20 protein-coding genes are annotated in these 16,463 nt (G+C 47.4%); all 20 read right to left on the bottom strand.

The window, feature by feature from the left end:
• Positions 1–5 precede the first annotated feature (5 nt).
• Positions 6–1,205: a heterodisulfide reductase-related iron-sulfur binding cluster gene (locus MFMK1_RS15955; protein WP_366922670.1), complete on the bottom strand. Its 1,200-nt coding sequence runs from the start codon at positions 1,203–1,205 to the stop codon at positions 6–8.
• Positions 1,206–1,616 (bottom strand): hydrogenase iron-sulfur subunit, encoded by a 411-nt coding sequence (locus MFMK1_RS15960; RefSeq protein ID WP_366922671.1) that lies wholly within the window; start codon positions 1,614–1,616, stop codon positions 1,206–1,208. It abuts the gene before it with no gap.
• The gene (locus tag MFMK1_RS15965; RefSeq protein ID WP_366922672.1) at positions 1,616–3,106 is read right to left on the bottom strand and encodes a hypothetical protein; all 1,491 of its coding nucleotides are present in this window, start codon (positions 3,104–3,106) and stop codon (positions 1,616–1,618) included. The genes MFMK1_RS15960 and MFMK1_RS15965 overlap by 1 nt, the downstream gene beginning before the upstream one ends.
• Positions 3,096–4,304, bottom strand: a complete 1,209-nt coding sequence (locus MFMK1_RS15970; RefSeq protein WP_366922673.1) for an FAD-dependent oxidoreductase — start codon at positions 4,302–4,304, stop codon at positions 3,096–3,098. Before MFMK1_RS15970 ends, MFMK1_RS15965 begins: the two co-directional genes overlap by 11 nt.
• 4 nt (positions 4,305–4,308) lie before the next feature.
• Positions 4,309–5,166: a CoB--CoM heterodisulfide reductase iron-sulfur subunit B family protein gene (locus tag MFMK1_RS15975; RefSeq protein WP_366922674.1), complete on the bottom strand. Its 858-nt coding sequence runs from the start codon at positions 5,164–5,166 to the stop codon at positions 4,309–4,311.
• Positions 5,166–5,684 carry a 4Fe-4S dicluster domain-containing protein gene (locus MFMK1_RS15980; protein ID WP_366922675.1) on the bottom strand — a complete coding sequence of 173 codons (519 nt, stop codon included), beginning with the start codon at positions 5,682–5,684 and terminating at the stop codon, positions 5,166–5,168. The genes MFMK1_RS15975 and MFMK1_RS15980 overlap by 1 nt, the downstream gene beginning before the upstream one ends.
• Before the next feature lie 17 nt (positions 5,685–5,701).
• On the bottom strand, positions 5,702–6,118 hold the full coding sequence (locus MFMK1_RS15985; protein WP_366922676.1) for a glycine cleavage system protein H: 417 nt from the start codon (positions 6,116–6,118) through the stop codon (positions 5,702–5,704).
• A 22-nt stretch (positions 6,119–6,140) separates the two neighbouring features.
• The gene (locus tag MFMK1_RS15990) at positions 6,141–7,199 is read right to left on the bottom strand and encodes a lipoate--protein ligase family protein (RefSeq protein ID WP_366922677.1); all 1,059 of its coding nucleotides are present in this window, start codon (positions 7,197–7,199) and stop codon (positions 6,141–6,143) included.
• Positions 7,200–7,257: 58 nt separating this feature from the next.
• Positions 7,258–7,737, bottom strand: a complete 480-nt coding sequence (locus MFMK1_RS15995; protein WP_366922678.1) for a DsrE/DsrF/DrsH-like family protein — start codon at positions 7,735–7,737, stop codon at positions 7,258–7,260.
• Positions 7,738–7,762: 25 nt separating this feature from the next.
• Positions 7,763–7,990, bottom strand: a complete 228-nt coding sequence (locus MFMK1_RS16000; RefSeq protein ID WP_366922679.1) for a sulfurtransferase TusA family protein — start codon at positions 7,988–7,990, stop codon at positions 7,763–7,765.
• A 12-nt stretch (positions 7,991–8,002) separates the two neighbouring features.
• Positions 8,003–8,311 (bottom strand): sulfurtransferase complex subunit TusB, encoded by a 309-nt coding sequence (tusB, locus tag MFMK1_RS16005; RefSeq protein ID WP_366922680.1) that lies wholly within the window; start codon positions 8,309–8,311, stop codon positions 8,003–8,005.
• A 12-nt stretch (positions 8,312–8,323) separates the two neighbouring features.
• Complete coding sequence (locus MFMK1_RS16010; RefSeq protein WP_366922681.1) at positions 8,324–8,674, bottom strand: DsrE family protein; 351 nt, start codon at positions 8,672–8,674, stop codon at positions 8,324–8,326.
• A gap of 13 nt (positions 8,675–8,687) precedes the next feature.
• Entirely contained in the window at positions 8,688–9,041 is a 354-nt protein-coding gene (locus MFMK1_RS16015) for a DsrE/DsrF/TusD sulfur relay family protein (protein WP_366922682.1), read from the bottom strand.
• A 160-nt stretch (positions 9,042–9,201) separates the two neighbouring features.
• Complete coding sequence (gene kdd / locus MFMK1_RS16020; RefSeq protein WP_366922683.1) at positions 9,202–10,215, bottom strand: L-erythro-3,5-diaminohexanoate dehydrogenase; 1,014 nt, start codon at positions 10,213–10,215, stop codon at positions 9,202–9,204.
• A 12-nt stretch (positions 10,216–10,227) separates the two neighbouring features.
• Positions 10,228–11,250, bottom strand: a complete 1,023-nt coding sequence (gene kamB / locus MFMK1_RS16025) for a lysine 5,6-aminomutase reactivase subunit KamB (protein WP_366922684.1) — start codon at positions 11,248–11,250, stop codon at positions 10,228–10,230.
• Positions 11,247–12,065 (bottom strand): 3-keto-5-aminohexanoate cleavage enzyme, encoded by an 819-nt coding sequence (gene kce, locus MFMK1_RS16030; RefSeq protein WP_366922685.1) that lies wholly within the window; start codon positions 12,063–12,065, stop codon positions 11,247–11,249. The genes kamB and kce overlap by 4 nt, the downstream gene beginning before the upstream one ends.
• Positions 12,066–12,070: 5 nt before the next feature.
• The gene (gene kal, locus MFMK1_RS16035; protein ID WP_366922686.1) at positions 12,071–12,463 is read right to left on the bottom strand and encodes a 3-aminobutyryl-CoA ammonia lyase; all 393 of its coding nucleotides are present in this window, start codon (positions 12,461–12,463) and stop codon (positions 12,071–12,073) included.
• An 18-nt stretch (positions 12,464–12,481) separates the two neighbouring features.
• Positions 12,482–13,231, bottom strand: a complete 750-nt coding sequence (kamE, locus tag MFMK1_RS16040) for a lysine 5,6-aminomutase subunit beta (protein ID WP_366922687.1) — start codon at positions 13,229–13,231, stop codon at positions 12,482–12,484.
• Positions 13,185–14,789, bottom strand: a complete 1,605-nt coding sequence (gene kamD, locus MFMK1_RS16045; RefSeq protein ID WP_366922688.1) for a lysine 5,6-aminomutase subunit alpha — start codon at positions 14,787–14,789, stop codon at positions 13,185–13,187. Before kamD ends, kamE begins: the two co-directional genes overlap by 47 nt.
• A gap of 2 nt (positions 14,790–14,791) precedes the next feature.
• Positions 14,792–16,351: an amidohydrolase gene (locus MFMK1_RS16050; protein WP_366922689.1), complete on the bottom strand. Its 1,560-nt coding sequence runs from the start codon at positions 16,349–16,351 to the stop codon at positions 14,792–14,794.
• Positions 16,352–16,463 lie beyond the last annotated feature (112 nt).

Here is a 16,463-nt window from a genome sequence, read left to right on the forward strand (position 1 = left end):
TTTTGTCAAGTTATTGGTTTTTTATCTTTAATTTTGGTTAAATTACCAAACCGGAGAGGCGGTAATCCCTCTTCCTGGCGAAACTCCCTTAAATCTGCTAAAGGAAACACTGTGCCGTGAAGTAATATATTCTGATAGGCCTTTTGATAGTTCGACTGCGGTTCTCTGTCGAGACGCATCCTCACCCCGTTTTGATATACATCTATTCCCTGGGGGCAGGAGGTCGTACATTCAAGGCAAGCAGTACAAGCCCACGGGTTTCCTTCTTCGCCCATCTGCAGTGAGGGAATGGAAGCAATACCTTTTTGCTCAGCGGGACATACTGTCTTGCAACTACCGCATTTCAGGCATTCCTCGGGTGAAGCCGATGGAAGTATGCTCTTTTTCGGCAGTTGGTGTCCCTTTATATCCGGGATAACAGCACCATCAATAGCTTGGGCCACCACATCAGTAATAAATGACACTTCCCGCCGCAAATCGGGCCGCTCCTTAGTGGTCAACGGCTGCCAACGAGATAACGCCAACTGACAATTACCGCAGGCGGTAACCAGCAGTTCATCCGCCGCCGAAGCAGCCAGTTTATCCCGGGCCATGGTATAGGCCATCTCCGGGTCATGGAGAGCCATGGTAGCACCGCAGCAGTCTGTTTGAGCCGAATGCTGCACCACATGGGCGCCTACCGCCCGTAAAATGTCTGCCATGATATGCGGAGCAGCCGTATCCTCAATGTCTGAAATCCCCTCGGGTTTTCGCAATTGACATGGGTAGGTAGGCCAGACAGGCTGTTTTGAGGGAAAAGTACAGATCTCCCGCAGCTTTTCCAGCCGATGCCACATAACTTCAGTGACATGACCTACATTCGTCCCATTTTGGTACTGTAGGCCGATACTTCTCAGTTGTTGGTTGACCTGCACCTTAATTTGCTCCTGCTCCAGTGCCTGCCTCGCGCGAGTAAGCATATTGGTACAGCTTCCGCATAGGGTAATGAGGTTCACTCCCTGCTGCTCTGCCCGGGCGAGATTTACCGCTGCGGGCAGCCACTGTTCCCCGTCAACACTCTCCCAAACGTTGCTACCGCAGCAAACCGTTTCATCTAAGTTTTCTAGCTGATAACCTAAGGCCGTCAATACTGTGCGAGCAGACCGTTCATACTCCGGAAAACGGGCGGTAACCAAACAACCGGGGAAAATTGCTGCGGGGCGCATTTAGCCCGCTGCCTCCCGGGAACTTCCTTCTTCTAGGCTGATAATCATTTGTTCTACTGCCTTGACAAACTGATGGGCATTGTCGGGTCCAATGTTGATAAACTGTACCTTATCTTGGTTCATACCCATTTGGTCCAGTTTTTTTCGCACTTCGCCCGCTCGCTGCTCTGCCCAATGGTTTCCGTTCTGATGATGGCAGCTGCCCTGGTTACAGCCCATAATAATAACTCCATCCGCCTCGTTTTCCAAAGAAAGAATTATTTCATGCACACTGACAGCACCACTGCAGGGCAGTGGAACGATTTCCACCCGGGGCGAATATGTCAATCTCTTTCGCCCCGCTTCGTCGGCAGCGCGGTAGGCGGAATGTCGGCAAGCATAAACTAAAATTGTATCATGTTTATCACTCATCAGTTATCACTTCCCCCTTTCGCCGGGGCATATGCAGCCGTAGGAGTACCCGGTACGGCAATCGCTTGGGCCGGACATTCAGCGGCACAAATACCGCAGCTTTGGCAGCTGCGCTTATTTACCTTTGCCCTGCCGTCTAATACCATGGCCTTATGCGGACAAAGCCTGACACACGTTAGACAGCGAGCACAGTATCCACTGGATAATCTTTCAGCGGTAATCTGCACTGCATCACTCTGACTCACATCCGCTAATAATTGGTTCACGGCATTAACCGCCACCTTGGCTCTAACGGCATGAGCATTGGCACCAGTAGGAAAGTCACCATGGTACAGCGCATATATACCACTGCGGTTCGTCCCTATTCCGCCCTGGTACAATCTACTGCCCTGTTTTCTATCATAGCCAACAGGCATTTCCACCTTCAACACTTTTAAGGTATGCCAATCGGAAATTACCGACTGTTCAGCCACCAGCAGCAAGTCGGTGGAAATTTCCAACGGTCCCAGCGGTGCCACTGTCAAGTCTGTGACTGTAATTAGCATCTGTTCCTGCTTTTGAACAATTTGCGGCTCTAGGTCGTACTTAACAAACTTAACACCGGATCGGCGGAGTTTGCCGTATACTTCCTCAATGTCGGGCCCGGCTGAAACTTGGAAGTTTTTTGCCAAAATGTATACTTCCGTTCCTCCTGCCCGAAGCTTTTCCGCCGTATTTAAAGCACTTTGGAATGCTTGAGGCGAGGACTGATGCTGGTAATCAATTAGAATAACGGCCTTTTCAATTGTTTCGCTTAGACCACTATATTGCTTAAGCCCCATAACCTTTTTGGAATTTCTGGCCATAGGCAATAAATATTGGACATCGGGGGATATGACTACGGCGGAAGCATGGACTTCCTTCTCGTCATCCCCTTTTCTGATCAGCGCCCGGTAATCCCCTACGTCCCCTTGAAAATCAATCAAACGGTAGCCGGAATACTTCCGAACATGACTTTGCCGATCCTCTTGGTTGTCTTCAGAAAGAACATGAATTACTTTATAGTCATTAGCCGCGAATGTCTTAACTGCTTCCTGAGCACTTTCGTCGCTGCCGATAATTAAAACGCTTTTATCAAAATCTGCCAACGGTACCGGGCTGCTTGAAAACCCTATGCTATCCGCTTGTCGCCTAATTAAACGGCGGGCCTTTTCTTTCGCGGCACTGTTATCTTCAGTAACCCAAAAGGCCTGCTCGCGAATGTTGGCCATGCCACAAAATTTATCGCCCATTAGACTACGAAAATAGTCCTCATGCTGCAGTGGTGAACAAGCACCTGCTACCGCTTTATCCAGGGATGATGCTGCTAATGTTTTGCTAATGAATTCTTCACCTTTTTTAGTACACAAAGCAGGGTGAGACCAGTGCTGATAACCCTCTTCATCAATCAACCCATCAACCGGCAAAGTGCCCCCGCAGCTGCACAAAAATATACCTGTTTTAGCCGACATGTTCAACCCTCCCCCTTAGGACATCTATCACCTGAACTGCTGCTTGCTGACCATGATTAATGCTGGCAGCAATGTCCCGGGGCGCCTGAGTTGTTCCCGCTAGAAAGATCCCTTCTCTGGATGAATAATTACCTTCATTTCCGTCAACTGCGGCAAAGAAACCATCGTTATTAGTTTCTAATCCTAAACTATCAGCGTTTGAAGCAGCGCTGTCTAACCCGACGGAAAGTATTACTCGTTGATAGGTACTTTCATTAATCTCCTGGGTATTCAAATCTTCCGCGCGCAGAGTAAGCCCTGCTGCCGAAGGTCTTATCTCAGACGGTATACCCCGAACAAAACGTACCCCAGCCCGGAGGCACTTTTGATAAAGTTCCTGCACTTGACGGGTGGGCAGCTGCAGATCCATATAATATATGGCGCAATCTGAAATCTTTTCTTCTGTTTTCAGCCATAATGCCATTCGCAAGGCATAAAGGCAGCAAACCCTGGAGCAATAATTATTACCCCGTTGGTTCCGCGACCCTACGCATTGGATGAAAGCCGCGCTGTCTAAAGACGGGACTTTATCATCCTTTATCTCCTGCTCCAGTTGAGCAGCAGAAATCATACCCGGCTGCATACTATAGCCCCACGCTGAAACTTTGGGGTCAAATGCTTTGGAGCCGGTGGCGACAATAACGGCATCGTAATCCTCTTCCATATCTTTGGTATTACTACCCAAATCAATGGCACCGGTGGGACAAACATCCTCACATTCATGGCAGCCTTCGCTGCATTTATTCTTGTCTATGGTGTAGTATTGTGGATAAGTCCTGTCATCACACGCTGTCACTGCTCCATTATTACAGCTTTCCAAGCATTTGCCGCAGGCAATACAATCATCCGCTGCTACCGGCATTGCTTGCTGCTGAATCTTTACTTTGAAATCGCCTGGCTTACCTTCTATTTCCTTTATCTCACTGTTCAAATAGACATCTACCAATTCGTTATCAAGCAGCGCTTCTATTTCCCCGAAGGGCAGGCAAACATTACACACGTTACAAGTACCATCTGTCGCCTTACAGCCGTAGCTCTGCCACTGGCCGCCCAATATTCCCTTCTTTTCCACTAAATTTACTGATATCCCGTTTTTCACCAGGGTGTTTGTAGCTGCCAGACCTGCCGGGCCGGCACCGATTACCAATACTTTTGTCATAGCTCTACCCCACCCCCAATTCTTCCAGCCAGTCTTCAGCATCGACGGAATTAAGCTCAAAGCCCAAATCGTCCGGGTCAATACCTAAAGCCAGGCCTAAAAGCTGAGGAAAATATATTACGGGGAACTCGTCATCTTCCTCTTGGTTATTAGATAGCATCATGCCACAGGTAGGACAGGTAACCACCACGGACTTAGCGCCTGCTTCAACCATTGCTGTTACCTTTTCCGCGGACAGCTGACCGGCATAATCCTGACGCAATGCCAACAAACCGCCGCCGCAGCAGCCATCTTTTCCGGAATAATCTGTACTTTCTGCTCCTACCAGCCCAATAAGATTATCTAATGCTTGGGATGGCAGGTCCTCGCCGTAATAATGGTTATAAGCACGGGTCGGTTTGGTAAAGTGACATCCATAATGTGCGGCAACAGGTGATTTAGCCAGTACATCTTCTAATTCCGGCACTTCTCCCGCTGCTGCTAGTTCCTCTATTATTCGCAAGAAATGTTTCACCTTGGTAGTTCCTTTGTATTCAAGACCGAGTTTTTTCAAGTCTTCGTTAATTTTATTACGCAGTGCCTCATCCTCTTTCAGTTCTATATCCGCTTCAAGCAGACTACCGCTGCAGGCATTACACAGAGTGCAAATTTCCAGACCGGCTTCTTCAGCTAAGGCCAGGTTACGAGCCGCCAATAGTAAGCTGGTATAATGGTCCAGTGCCTTGACTGGGTAACCGCAGCAGCGAAATCCATCTACGTCAACAAACTCCAAGCCCAGCTTCTCTGCCACCGCCCGGGCACTCTTTTCATAACCCATCACGCGGACAGGAATGCTGCATCCTAGAAACAACGCATATTTCATCAGTCCACACCCTTTTCCAAACGTTCTTTTAGACCCGTGATGGCAAAGACTTCTTCCAACACTTCTTCATCCTCGTCCAGCGGCGGAAGCCCTTCATCTTCCCTTTCTTCGTTAAGAAAATCGTCCACCAGGTAAATACGGCTCTCTTCCATCAACTTTTTTGCCCCCATGGCCAAAGGTGCCGGGGCAAAACCTTGCCGAAATGCCTCATTCTTTAACGCAGTCAGCACTTCGGTAGGACGAGCATCCTCAGGGCACTCTTCCTGACAGGTATAACAGAGCAGGCAATACCAAAGACTTTCATTCTGCAGCACCCACTCCTTCAAACCCAGGCCTGCTGCACGAATAAACAGACGGGGGTTATAATCACCATCCAGCCGGGATAGGGGACAGCCGGAAGTGCATTTGGCGCATTGGTAACATGCCCATAATCTTTCTGCGCCCTCCTGCTGCAGATAATTTGGGAAGGAAGAGTCTACATTATTTGGAGCCTTTTTTTCAATCATATCTTGGCTCATAAAATCCCCCTCTTCCATTATTTCTTATGCTTTTCTATCTCCGCTTCGTAAAACTCCTTAACTTTATCGCCGTGAAGCAAATTATCTAATTCAGCGGGGTCCGCCATCTTAATCTTACAAATCCAACCTTGATCATATGGGTCGTTATTAATAATCTCTGCCTTCTTCTTTAAATCTTCATTGATCTCCACCACTTCACCGGTCACCGGGGCATAAATTCTCCCTACCCATTTACCGGATTCAATAGAAGAAACAGGTTTGCCCTGCTTGGTGCTTTTGCCCAGTTTAGGCAATTTAATGTGAATAAAGGTACCTGCCAGCTGCTGAGAAAAGTCTGAAAGGCCCAAAATTACCAAATCGCCGTCCACTTTTGCCCAACCATGATTTTCATCATAGTAAAGGTCATCGGGAAAAGTATAGCTGCCTAGCTGCATTTATAAAACCTCCTTGGAATTATTATTCTTTAGGTAGTGCATTTGACACCGCCTGGGCAATATCTGATGCGGTAACCCCAGGAATATCTAGCCCGTTTTTAAGAATTGTCTCTTGTAACGCCGTCTCAATTATCATCTGGTCGGCATCAACGCCGGTTAAGGTCTTTTCAAGTTCCACCAACGCTTCCTTAGGGTTAATAGTAAAATCTCCACTAATACTCGCATTTTCAATTATACCTTCGCAGTAACTAACCGTGGTAGATATCAAACCACCGGTAGCCTTATAATTACCTTGGCCTACGAAAGTCCCGGACTTAACTTTGACCGCCTGATGTCGTTGGTGCCTTTCCTCAAAAAGAAACTTTTTTGCAGTCAGCTTTTCTTCCACGGCCCGCATCTCATCCTTAATCTCCCTGGTTAATTCCGAGGGCTCAAGCGGCCCCAATATCTTTTCAAACTCTTGCACCAATGATTGTTCTACCTCTGCCCGATCCGGCATTTGGCCCAGTTCAAGTGCTAAAGTTGACATGCCCTGTGCCATAGTTTTCTGCACCTTATCCCGAAATTTTTCGTCGGGCACCCGTAAAATTTTTACCATGGTGTCGATGTCAAAATCTAAGATTATGCTGCCGACAAACACCATACAGTCACTGATGTTTGCGCCGCCTTCACCGGCAATTTTTTTCCCTTCCGGCGTAATCAAATCGTTCACCGGCTTAAACCTCGCCTCCACTCCAAAATGTCGATATGTGTTAATGGGCGGTTGGGAAAATAGGCGGTAAAGTTGGTCAACGCTGGCAGGAAAGTTAGGATTATCCTTCTTCATAACTACATGATAGAAAATTTGGTTTTTGTCCAGCAGTACAGTGCCGCCGCCAACTTCGCGCCGAATAACGGGTAGGCCCATCCGTCGGCATGCTTCTACGTCTAATACCCGCTGGGTATCCTGAAAATAGCCCACACTCACCAAAGGCTGTTCAGGCGAAACCAGTACCAGTGCTTCAATATTCAAGCGCGCCAAGGCATGAAAGACCGTCATTGCTTCATATCCTGGAACTATACCCAGTTTAAATAGCTTCATGATGAGCCCCCGTTCGTTAATTAAAATAAAATCTTAGTAATTATATAAATTTAGTAAGTTAGATAAATAAGGAAAACTTGGATTCGGATGCCTCATTTAAAAATGCGGCAACACCACCGTATTCAATACCGTCAATCAAGTCTTCTTTGGGTATTTCCATTACATCCATGGACATTGTACAGGCCACCATTTTTATATCTAGTTCCTGAGCCAACTCCAAAAATTCCGGTAGGCTTTGCACCTTTTTACTTTTCATTTGTTTTCGCATCATCTTCGAACCCATACCACCCATATTTAAATTGGAAAGAGGCAGCTTATCCGGTCCGCCGGGCAGCATTTTGTCAAACATCTTACCCAGTATGGTGGATGCTCCCTTTTTGGGACCCTTTTTCTTCAGCATACTGACTCCCCAGAAAGTAAAGAATAATGTTACCTCCATCCCGGAAGCAGCTGCCCCGGTAGCAATATTCATGGTAGCTAGGGCCTTATCCAATTCACCGCTGAAAACAATAATAGATAGTTTTTCTTGTTCGCTCATGGTTCTCCCCCTCTAACCCTTAGGCTTAAGACTTACGAATATAATACTTTTTGCAGCCGTCTCCCTCTTCGCTGCTGATAAATTCGTTACCAGTCTTTTTGCACCAAGCAGGCACATCGCTGTCTGCACCGGCGTCATCTGCTAAAAGTTCCAACACTTGACCGCTTTCCATTGCCTTGACACCTTTAGATAATTTAACAATAGGCATCGGACATAATAAACCCACAGCATCTACAGTAGTATCAGCTTTCATAGTATTACCTCCCTAGTAAACTTTTTTATATTTAAAAATAAGACCTAAAAAACCAGAAAAATCCACAACCTCAACGCCCGCTGCCTTTGCTTGGTCAGGGGATATACCCCGGGCCTTTAAATCAGCGTCCAAAGCGAAAAACTTGCAGCCTTTTTCTTTAACTTGGTTAGTAATTTCCTTATATTCCTCAGGTGCTGCCTTAATAGCATATACTCCGTCCTGTATCAGAATGACCGCACCCTCATCCTGACCCATTGCCAGTTTTAATGCCTGGCGGTAATCCGGTCGGCTAAAAGGTGCCTTATCCAACATGGTGAGCATTATTATCCCCCCCTAAAACTTAATGACTGCTTCTGTTTCCGCGATCAATTGATCCAGCTGCTTGCGGGTTATTACCTCTCCGGCAATGATATCCCCGGCGTCAATGTTGCGCTCTTGTAAAGACTCATCTAAGACAACCAACCGTGCATCAAAATCCGGCAGGTTAGCGTAGGCCTGCCCCAAAGATTTCATTTCTATGTCCTGCGGGTCTTGCTCCGGCAGGACACAAAAAACACCGTCATCAGCCAGTACTACTACTGTCTCCACGTCTAGGCTAGGTCCTCCGATAGCCAATCGAAAAGCTTCTACAGCAGCAGCCGAACCATACGGCGCACTTTTTAAAAAAAGTAGCATTTTATCCATATTTCTCCCCCCCCTACATGGCAAAGTTAATTACTGCATCTACTTCCATAAGCATATCTGCAAAATCCACAATACTGCCCATCTCAATATCATCAGCGAATGCTTCATCAGTAATACCGCGGAACTTAGAACAAGCGCCGCATGCTGCAATTGCTGCCCCCTTATCAGCAAGAGCTTGTAACAGCTGATTAAGATTTCTTTCATCAGGGGTATCAATATTTTTGTTGGCAGCTATTACACCATCGATGTAAAGGAAAATACTTACTTCATGCCCTTCAGCCAAAGCTGTATCAGCAAGTTTTACCACAGTGTCAGCGTTTTCATAAGTATAGGGCCCTGTCTGCAATACCATGCCTAAATGCGCCAAAGTTATCACCTCCTCAAAATTTATTTTTGCACAAGATAATTATTTCACAAAACCCCTTCGTAGTCAATGCCCTAATTATTCACTGTATATATTTTATGCGTAATGTATCAGCGAAAAAAAATGGCCCTACTCGGGGCCAAACTCCAATTTTATACTCGCTTTATAAAATACCCATGCTTTTTAACTTTCTCGCGGCATCAAGCACAATCTCGGCATGGCCTGCAGTATAACCGTTGCCGATCAGCATGGTTATGTCCTTCCCGACACCTTCTGCTCCCAGGGCCGCTGCGGTAAACTTGGTAGCCATGCTAAAGAAGTACACCGTACCGCCATCCCTAGTGGCCAGAACTGAGGCCATTTCCGTTCCGGGCACATCAACACAATTGATAGTAATATCAGCAAGTCCCCCCCCTGTGGCCTCTTGAACCTTCTCATATACTTCCAATGCCTTGGTAGCATCAGCTTGGATTACTCTATTCGCTAATCCCGAACACCTGATACGCTCACAACCGCCGTCACTGCGGGACAAACCCACCACATTACCGGTAACTCCGGCACGCTTCGCCGCCTCATAAAGACAGAGGAGTCCGGACTTGCCTCCACCGCCGATAACCAATACCGTATCTCCAGGTTCTACCAGCTTGGCAGTCTGGGCCGGGGCACCGGCCACGTCCAGCATAGCCAGAGAAAAATCCTCAGGCAAATCATCGGGCAACTGAGCGTAAATACCACTGGCAAAGAGGATGGCTTTTCCCGTTACCTTCAACTGATCTGATTTTTCGTTAACCTGATGTACAGCCTCCAACTTTAACGGCGTTAGGGATAAGGATACCAGCGTTGCAATTTTATCCCCAACTTCTACCTGTCCCGGAAAGTCTCTACCTACCTGAATAACCCTGCCTATAAGCATCCCGCCCGAACCGGTAACAGGATTATGCTGTTTCCCTCTTTCGTTAACGGTATCAGTAATCACTCTTGCTATTTCCTCACGGTCGCCACCCACTTGGCTGCTGATTTGAGAAAAACTTGCAGCATCAATATTTAGCACCTCTACATCAATCAGCAGTTCATTATCGTATATTTCCATATCGTTATTCAATTTCCACGCTGCCTGGGGCAAAGTTCCTTTGGGTTCAATAACCCTATGAGTACCGTAAACACATCCTTTTTTCAAGTAGGTCACCTCCTAATTTGATCCCAATCCCGCCACCAAATCAAAGACAGGGATGCCTTCAGCCACTTCTTTAATCTTATTAAAACACTCAACGGGGTCTATATTTCTCCCGGCAGGGCTTATCGGGTTAACCGTCACCGCCAGCAGATCGGCTTTCTTAATTACCTTGATGCTTCCCCCGGCCGCGATAAACCTATTAATAGACTCCCCCTCCGCCATCAGTCGGGTGACATCCTTGACCACTATCATCAGCCGCTGCAAGTCAATTGCCGAGGACATAATCCCCTGCAGAGCGAATTGAGTAAGTGCTCCGCCAAAGATTGCCAGAGATACGTCGTTGTATTTTCGCCAGAAGCTCGGCCCGGCAGCCAGCATTCTAAAACTGGGGATAATCTCATCGGTAGCAGTTCCCTTAAGCGCCACCTTCCCGGGAATATAAAGTTGAGCTGCGGACGTCGGTGCTAAAGCAAAAGAAAACTGTCTAATGCGATTATGGGTAATTGCTGCCACTTTATCCAGCGTGCTTGCCACCGATGCACCAGTGGCAAGCACGCTGGCGCCGGTAATATGGGGGGCAGCAAAGGACTGTCTATCCAGGGCGCCATCCACCATTACCATATCGGCACCTGCCTGCTTGAGCGCGTTAATTACCATGTCAATCTGCTTTACCTTTGACGGACCGGCTAACACCACCGTACCCGAACTGGTGGCCCGGGCCAAAATTACTTCGCCCAACGGAGTGTAAAAACCCATCCTTGCCAGCGGTACCACCGCCGCCGTACCGGCAGACAAGGTATTTTCAGCGGTAGAAAGAAGTGTACCGGCTGCAACTTGAATAAGGGGTTTACGCTTCTTGGTAAGCAAATCCCATGTTTCCCCGTCGCGCCCTACTGAAGTAAGCCCCACCCTAACCGTATTCTTTGCAGCAGCACTGATGAGATAATTTAAGGTCACGGTCTTCCCGGTATTTTTCGCTAAACCGGTCACTGCCAGATTAGGCAAGCCATGTTTTTCATATAACTTCCATAAGCTCATTTCCGCTTTATACCCAGTATTTTTTTCGCTTTTTCAGCATCAGCAATGCCCCTTTCAAATTCACCTGCCAGTCGGACTACACGCTGAACCAAGGGTACATTGCCCTGGGACAGTTCTCCTTTGCGGTAGTAGATATTGTCCTCCAAGCCTATGCGAACATGGCCTCCTAAGATAATGGCGGCGGCAGCCATGGGAAGCTGATGCCTGCCTATGGCTGCTACAGACCAGGTGGAATCAGCAGGCAAAGAATTCACTAAAAAGAGCAGGTTTTTCATTTCAGCGGGCAGGGCCCCCGGCACCCCTAGCACTAAGTCAAAATGTAATGGTGATGGTACCAAGCCTTCTGCTTCAAGCTGGATAGCATTTGCCACCATAGCGGCATCGAAAATTTCCAACTCAGGTTTGACACCTTTTTCCTTCATGGCAGCGGCGAATTCAGCAACCAGTGTAGCCGGATTATAAAAGACTTCTTCACCAAAGTTAATCGTTCCCGGCGTCAAACTGGCCATATCGGGTGCCAGTTCCACTGGTAACAGTCGTTCAGCCGTAGTCATACCAATGGCTCCCCCGGTAGATACCTGTATTATTGGATCGTAATGTTTCTTTATTAATGAAATTATTTCGCGGTAAACTTCTTTATCCTGAGTGGGAACCCCGAATTCATCCCGAGCATGGAGGTGAATTACCGCCGCCCCTGCTTCACAACAACGGCATGCCTCTGCGGCAATCTCCCGGGGCGATAGTGGCAGATACGGCGTATCCGCTTCGGTTAATTCGGCCCCCACCACTGCAGCGGTGATAATTAATTGCTCCATGTTCGTCACCTCACCTTACGCTGCAGGTCACCCGGCACCATACAGGTACCGCTGGCCCTTAATACCATAATCGGCTCTTTCAATACCTCAGCGGCAGACGGTGCCAGGTCGGGGTCCCGCATTAACCTGACTACCTTTTTCGCTTCAAATTCCATTTTGCGAGACGTCCTTCCCTCTGCAACAATTCTTCCGGTAGCCTCAATATAGTCACCTGCATAAACCGGCGCCATAAATTCCACATTATCGTAAGCTACAAACAATCCTTCATCGCCATCTTTACGAATTAACAATTCCGTAGCAACATCGCCAAAAAGTTGTAAAATACGGGCACCGTCTACCAAATCCCCGGCATAATGGGCCTCATGAGCACTCATTCTTAGTCTCACTTTCACTTCCATTATCACACCTCCCAAAAATTATTGTTGCTTGACACTGCCAGCCATTAGCTGTACTAAAAAAGAGGCTACATCCTCAGGATATGTGCCGGTGCTAAACCCTGCATCATAACCTAACTCTTTAGCAAGCTCCGGTGTAATGTGTGGTCCACCGACAATTACTACCAGCTCATCTCGTAATTCCTCCGCTTCCAATAATTCAATCAGCCGGGTTAAATTTTTTACATGTATATCTCGCTGGGTGACCACCTGGGAAATTAATAAGGCATCCGCCTGTTCCTGAACAGCCCTGGCAACCAGCTCTTCAGCAGGTACTTGGGCGCCCAAATTTATGGCGTTGATTTCAGGGTAGCTTTCTAGACCCTTATGCATGTCATAACCCTTCATGTTCATAATGGCATCAATACCTACCGTATGGGCATCGCTTTCGATACATGCCCCCAGAACCGTAATCTTTCTACCCAGATTCTTTTTGATAAAAGTGTTTATTTCACTGGACTGCATCAATTGATAATCCGGCTTGACAACTTGAATGGCGGTGTAATCCACCCAATGAGGACTCTGGGCATAAAGAATAATATAGGTGAAATTTTCGCCGATCCGATCCATCCAAACCACCCTGGCATTCTTTAATCCCATTTGAGCAGCCATCATCAGGGCCGCCTGCCGGGCTTCTTCTCCGGTGGGTACCGGCAGAGTAAATGAAAGCTGAACAGCCCCGTCATCAAGCGTATCCCCGTACGGTCTCACCCTGCTTAACTCCACTGCCATTGTCATGCGCCTCCTTTCTTTTAACTAATATTTCAAAGGGATTATAATATTGTTCGGACTTTTTCACCACGCCGTCCAGTCCTTTGCCGCCATCCTTCTGCCGGGCAATATCCGCAAACATACCTTGAGAAATCGCTGTCATCAGGCCAATAGCTGCTATTTCTTCCAACAGAGCCGCCGCATTCTCCAGTACTTCACTTGCCCGTTTTTGGATTAGCCCGTCAGGGGCAAACTGGATTTCCGCACCTAGATGCTTCATTGCTTTGAACACATAATCCGTATTTTCCAAACTCAGGTAGCGATCGTGTACATGGGGAGTATGGACTGCCTCGGTGGGCATTCCCAAAAGGTGCACACTTTGATTAGTGATAACGGAAGCAGCATTGAAGAGAACATTTTGTACATTCCCCTGAAATATATTTCCCGTCATATGCTTGGTAGGGGGCATATACTTCACCGGATTTTTCGGAAACAGCTGCCTAACTAATTGGGCCTGGGCCAATTCAAACAGAAAACTATCTTCTAACTTGGGTGAAATCTCAAATGCATGCCCCAAGCCTACCTGTTCGGCCTTCAACCCGCTTTCCACAGCAAATCGGAGATTAATAAACTGGCTTGCCACCACCGTATGTGCCTTTTCGTACGCATCCGCGGTAGTTAAATAGTTATCTTCTCCGGTATTTATCATTATGTCTGCGTAACTGAGAATTGCGCGGGAAAAATCTTGGTCAATAAAAGTACGAAGCATATTTATATCTCGAAAAATTATGCCATACATGGAATCATTCAGCATAATATCTAACCGTTCCAATGCCCCTAGCACTGCCATTTCCGGCATACACAGCCCTGAGCAGTAATTGGTCAGATAAATATACCTTCCTACTTCCTCACCGGTTTCATCCAGAGCGTGCCGCATCACGCGAAAGTTCTCCCGGGTAGCCAAGGTACCACCGACACCCTCAGTAGTCATCCCCGATGGGACATAGTCGAACAGACTTTGAGCCGTATGTCTGATAACTGCAATGATATCTGCCCCCTGGCGCACTGCTGCCTGGGCCTGCAGGACGTCCTCATGAATATTTCCTGTAGCTACTATTAAATAACGCAGCGGTTTTTCCCCTTCGCCCAATCGACTTAGCAATTTATCTCTTTTGTACCTCACCTTATCCAACTCAATAAGCGCCTGCTTAGCACGCTCTATCATCTCATGCCGGACCTTGGTAAATTCTGCTTCAGGAAGCTGAGTCAAGTCCAGTTGCCCTGCTGCATTCTCCTTGGCAACCTGCCGCGCATCCTTTCCGGTGACCAATATGGCATTGACCAACCAAAAAGCGGCACCCCGATTCAACTCACCCTTTTTTAGTAATTTATCCACAATGATATTAACCAACGGCACCCCGTCCGCCGTCTCACCCTCTACCCCCAGCAGGCGTAATACTGCCCTTTCTACTGCCATGGTGGTATTAGCATCAATTTCCTTTTTCACATCCCATGCAATTTTAAGAGAAGCCGCCTTGGCCCTGTTAACAGTTTTTTCATCCAAAAATAATTCCGCCATAATTACACTCCTCTCTTCCAGGTTCGGTCAGGATATACCAGCATACCCGCTATAAAAGTCATCGTTACTTGGATATCCTTAATCCGTTGAGGTGCGATGCGCAGCGGGTTTTCCTCCAAGACCACCAAGTCTGCCGCTTTACCTACTTCTATACTGCCGCGCTCCTTTTCCACACCCAGCGCATAGGCACCGTTAATGGTAAACATACGCAGTGCTTCCACCAAAGAAGTCTGCTGCATGGGATTGGGATGGTTTATGGCACTATGAATCCCATACATGGGGTTCATCGGAGTAACTGAGGCATCGGAACCTCCTGCCACCATCACTCCGGCATCAAAAATTTCCCGCAGCGGATTTGATCTATTTATCCGCTCCTCCCCCAGCCGCTGACCGTAGAGATTATCCAGGCCACCCCAATAAAATTCAAAGGTAGGCTGCATAGACAAAATTAATCCCAACCTTTTGGCTCGAACAATCTGTCTGTCGGTGGGAAGTTCAAAATGCTCCACCCGATGACGCGGGTCGCTGCGAGGGCTTAATTTCTGAGCGAGCTCATAAGCGTTAAGAAGTTGCTCTATTGCTCTATCGCCGATGGCATGGGCAGCAATCTGCAAACCGGCCCGATGCGCTGCTAAGACGAACTGATTTAATTCCTCCTGCGTAAAATATAAAATACCGTTGTTATCGTCATCGTCGCTGTAGGGAGCTGACAATGCCGCAGTGCGGGAACCCAGTGAACCGTCCAACAATATACATCCGCCTATCCTTTCAAGACCCAGCTCTAGCACCCGGTCTACGTCAGTGGTCTGGTAAAACACCTCTATCCTTAGGCTTACTCCCTGTTTATCTGCCAAAAGTAATTTAACTTCCTCCACACCGAAATCATCGCCGCCTTCAAGCGCTGATACAGTGGTAATCCCCTTGGTAACTGCAAATTGTGATGCCATCTCTAATGCGTGTTTCCGTACCCCGGGGTCCAAGTGATTGGCAATAAAGCTTCGGGCTACCTGATCAGCCTCAGCCCGCAAGACACCATTAGGAACTCCCCTTTCGTCTTTCTCGAGCCCATCAGTTCCCGGAGGAATTGCCAATACCTGAAGCAATCGCGTGTTGATTACCGATGAGTGGTAATCAACTCTGTTTAGCCAAACCAAATGGTTGGGGGCCACTGCATCCAGTTCTTTTTTGGTTGGCGGTTTTTGCTGCGGAAATTTTTGTTCGTCATATCCATACCCACGGATTAAAGTTCCCACCGGATGATAACTTGCCGCCTCTTTAACATTTCTAAGCACATCGGAAATATCTTCCGTATCTACCAAATTGACACTAATCAAAGATAAACCAGTATGCAGAAAGTGGGTATGATTGTCAATGAAACCCGGTAAAACAGTGGCACCCCGCAGAGCAAACACCCGGGTATTAGGCCCTATACCACCTTTGATGTCAACATTCTTACCTACCGCCTCAATTCTATCTCCCGTTATGCCCACTGCTTCAGCCCGAGGCTGCCTGACATTCATGGTAAGCACACTTGCGTCAACCAAAACCACGTCAAAAGCCATATCTCACTACCCCCAATCATCAAAGTGGATCTATTATCATAGTAACAACTGAATAATCAGAATTATATGGCTACTATGGCAAAAAATCATGCCGGGCTTTATACATTATGTA

Origin of the sequence: Metallumcola ferriviriculae (assembly GCF_035573695.1) — a bacterium.
Lineage (GTDB): Bacteria > Bacillota > JADQBR01 > JADQBR01 > JADQBR01 > Metallumcola > Metallumcola ferriviriculae.

What these genes read in the sequence shown, in the direction of transcription:
- MFMK1_RS15955 (WP_366922670.1), bottom strand. Translation starts at nt 1,205, where the DNA reads ATGCGCCCCGCAGCAATTTTCCCCGGTTGTTTGGTTACCGCCCGTTTT.
- MFMK1_RS15960 (WP_366922671.1), bottom strand. Translation starts at nt 1,616, where the DNA reads ATGAGTGATAAACATGATACAATTTTAGTTTATGCTTGCCGACATTCC.
- MFMK1_RS15965 (WP_366922672.1), bottom strand. Translation starts at nt 3,106, where the DNA reads ATGTCGGCTAAAACAGGTATATTTTTGTGCAGCTGCGGGGGCACTTTG.
- MFMK1_RS15970 (WP_366922673.1), bottom strand. Translation starts at nt 4,304, where the DNA reads ATGACAAAAGTATTGGTAATCGGTGCCGGCCCGGCAGGTCTGGCAGCT.
- MFMK1_RS15975 (WP_366922674.1), bottom strand. Translation starts at nt 5,166, where the DNA reads ATGAAATATGCGTTGTTTCTAGGATGCAGCATTCCTGTCCGCGTGATG.
- MFMK1_RS15980 (WP_366922675.1), bottom strand. Translation starts at nt 5,684, where the DNA reads ATGAGCCAAGATATGATTGAAAAAAAGGCTCCAAATAATGTAGACTCT.
- MFMK1_RS15985 (WP_366922676.1), bottom strand. Translation starts at nt 6,118, where the DNA reads ATGCAGCTAGGCAGCTATACTTTTCCCGATGACCTTTACTATGATGAA.
- MFMK1_RS15990 (WP_366922677.1), bottom strand. Translation starts at nt 7,199, where the DNA reads ATGAAGCTATTTAAACTGGGTATAGTTCCAGGATATGAAGCAATGACG.
- MFMK1_RS15995 (WP_366922678.1), bottom strand. Translation starts at nt 7,737, where the DNA reads ATGAGCGAACAAGAAAAACTATCTATTATTGTTTTCAGCGGTGAATTG.
- MFMK1_RS16000 (WP_366922679.1), bottom strand. Translation starts at nt 7,990, where the DNA reads ATGAAAGCTGATACTACTGTAGATGCTGTGGGTTTATTATGTCCGATG.
- tusB (WP_366922680.1), bottom strand. Translation starts at nt 8,311, where the DNA reads ATGCTCACCATGTTGGATAAGGCACCTTTTAGCCGACCGGATTACCGC.
- MFMK1_RS16010 (WP_366922681.1), bottom strand. Translation starts at nt 8,674, where the DNA reads ATGGATAAAATGCTACTTTTTTTAAAAAGTGCGCCGTATGGTTCGGCT.
- kamB (WP_366922684.1), bottom strand. Translation starts at nt 11,250, where the DNA reads ATGAGCTTATGGAAGTTATATGAAAAACATGGCTTGCCTAATCTGGCA.
- kce (WP_366922685.1), bottom strand. Translation starts at nt 12,065, where the DNA reads ATGGAGCAATTAATTATCACCGCTGCAGTGGTGGGGGCCGAATTAACC.
- kal (WP_366922686.1), bottom strand. Translation starts at nt 12,463, where the DNA reads ATGGAAGTGAAAGTGAGACTAAGAATGAGTGCTCATGAGGCCCATTAT.
- kamE (WP_366922687.1), bottom strand. Translation starts at nt 13,231, where the DNA reads ATGGCAGTGGAGTTAAGCAGGGTGAGACCGTACGGGGATACGCTTGAT.
- kamD (WP_366922688.1), bottom strand. Translation starts at nt 14,789, where the DNA reads ATGGCGGAATTATTTTTGGATGAAAAAACTGTTAACAGGGCCAAGGCG.
- MFMK1_RS16050 (WP_366922689.1), bottom strand. Translation starts at nt 16,351, where the DNA reads ATGGCTTTTGACGTGGTTTTGGTTGACGCAAGTGTGCTTACCATGAAT.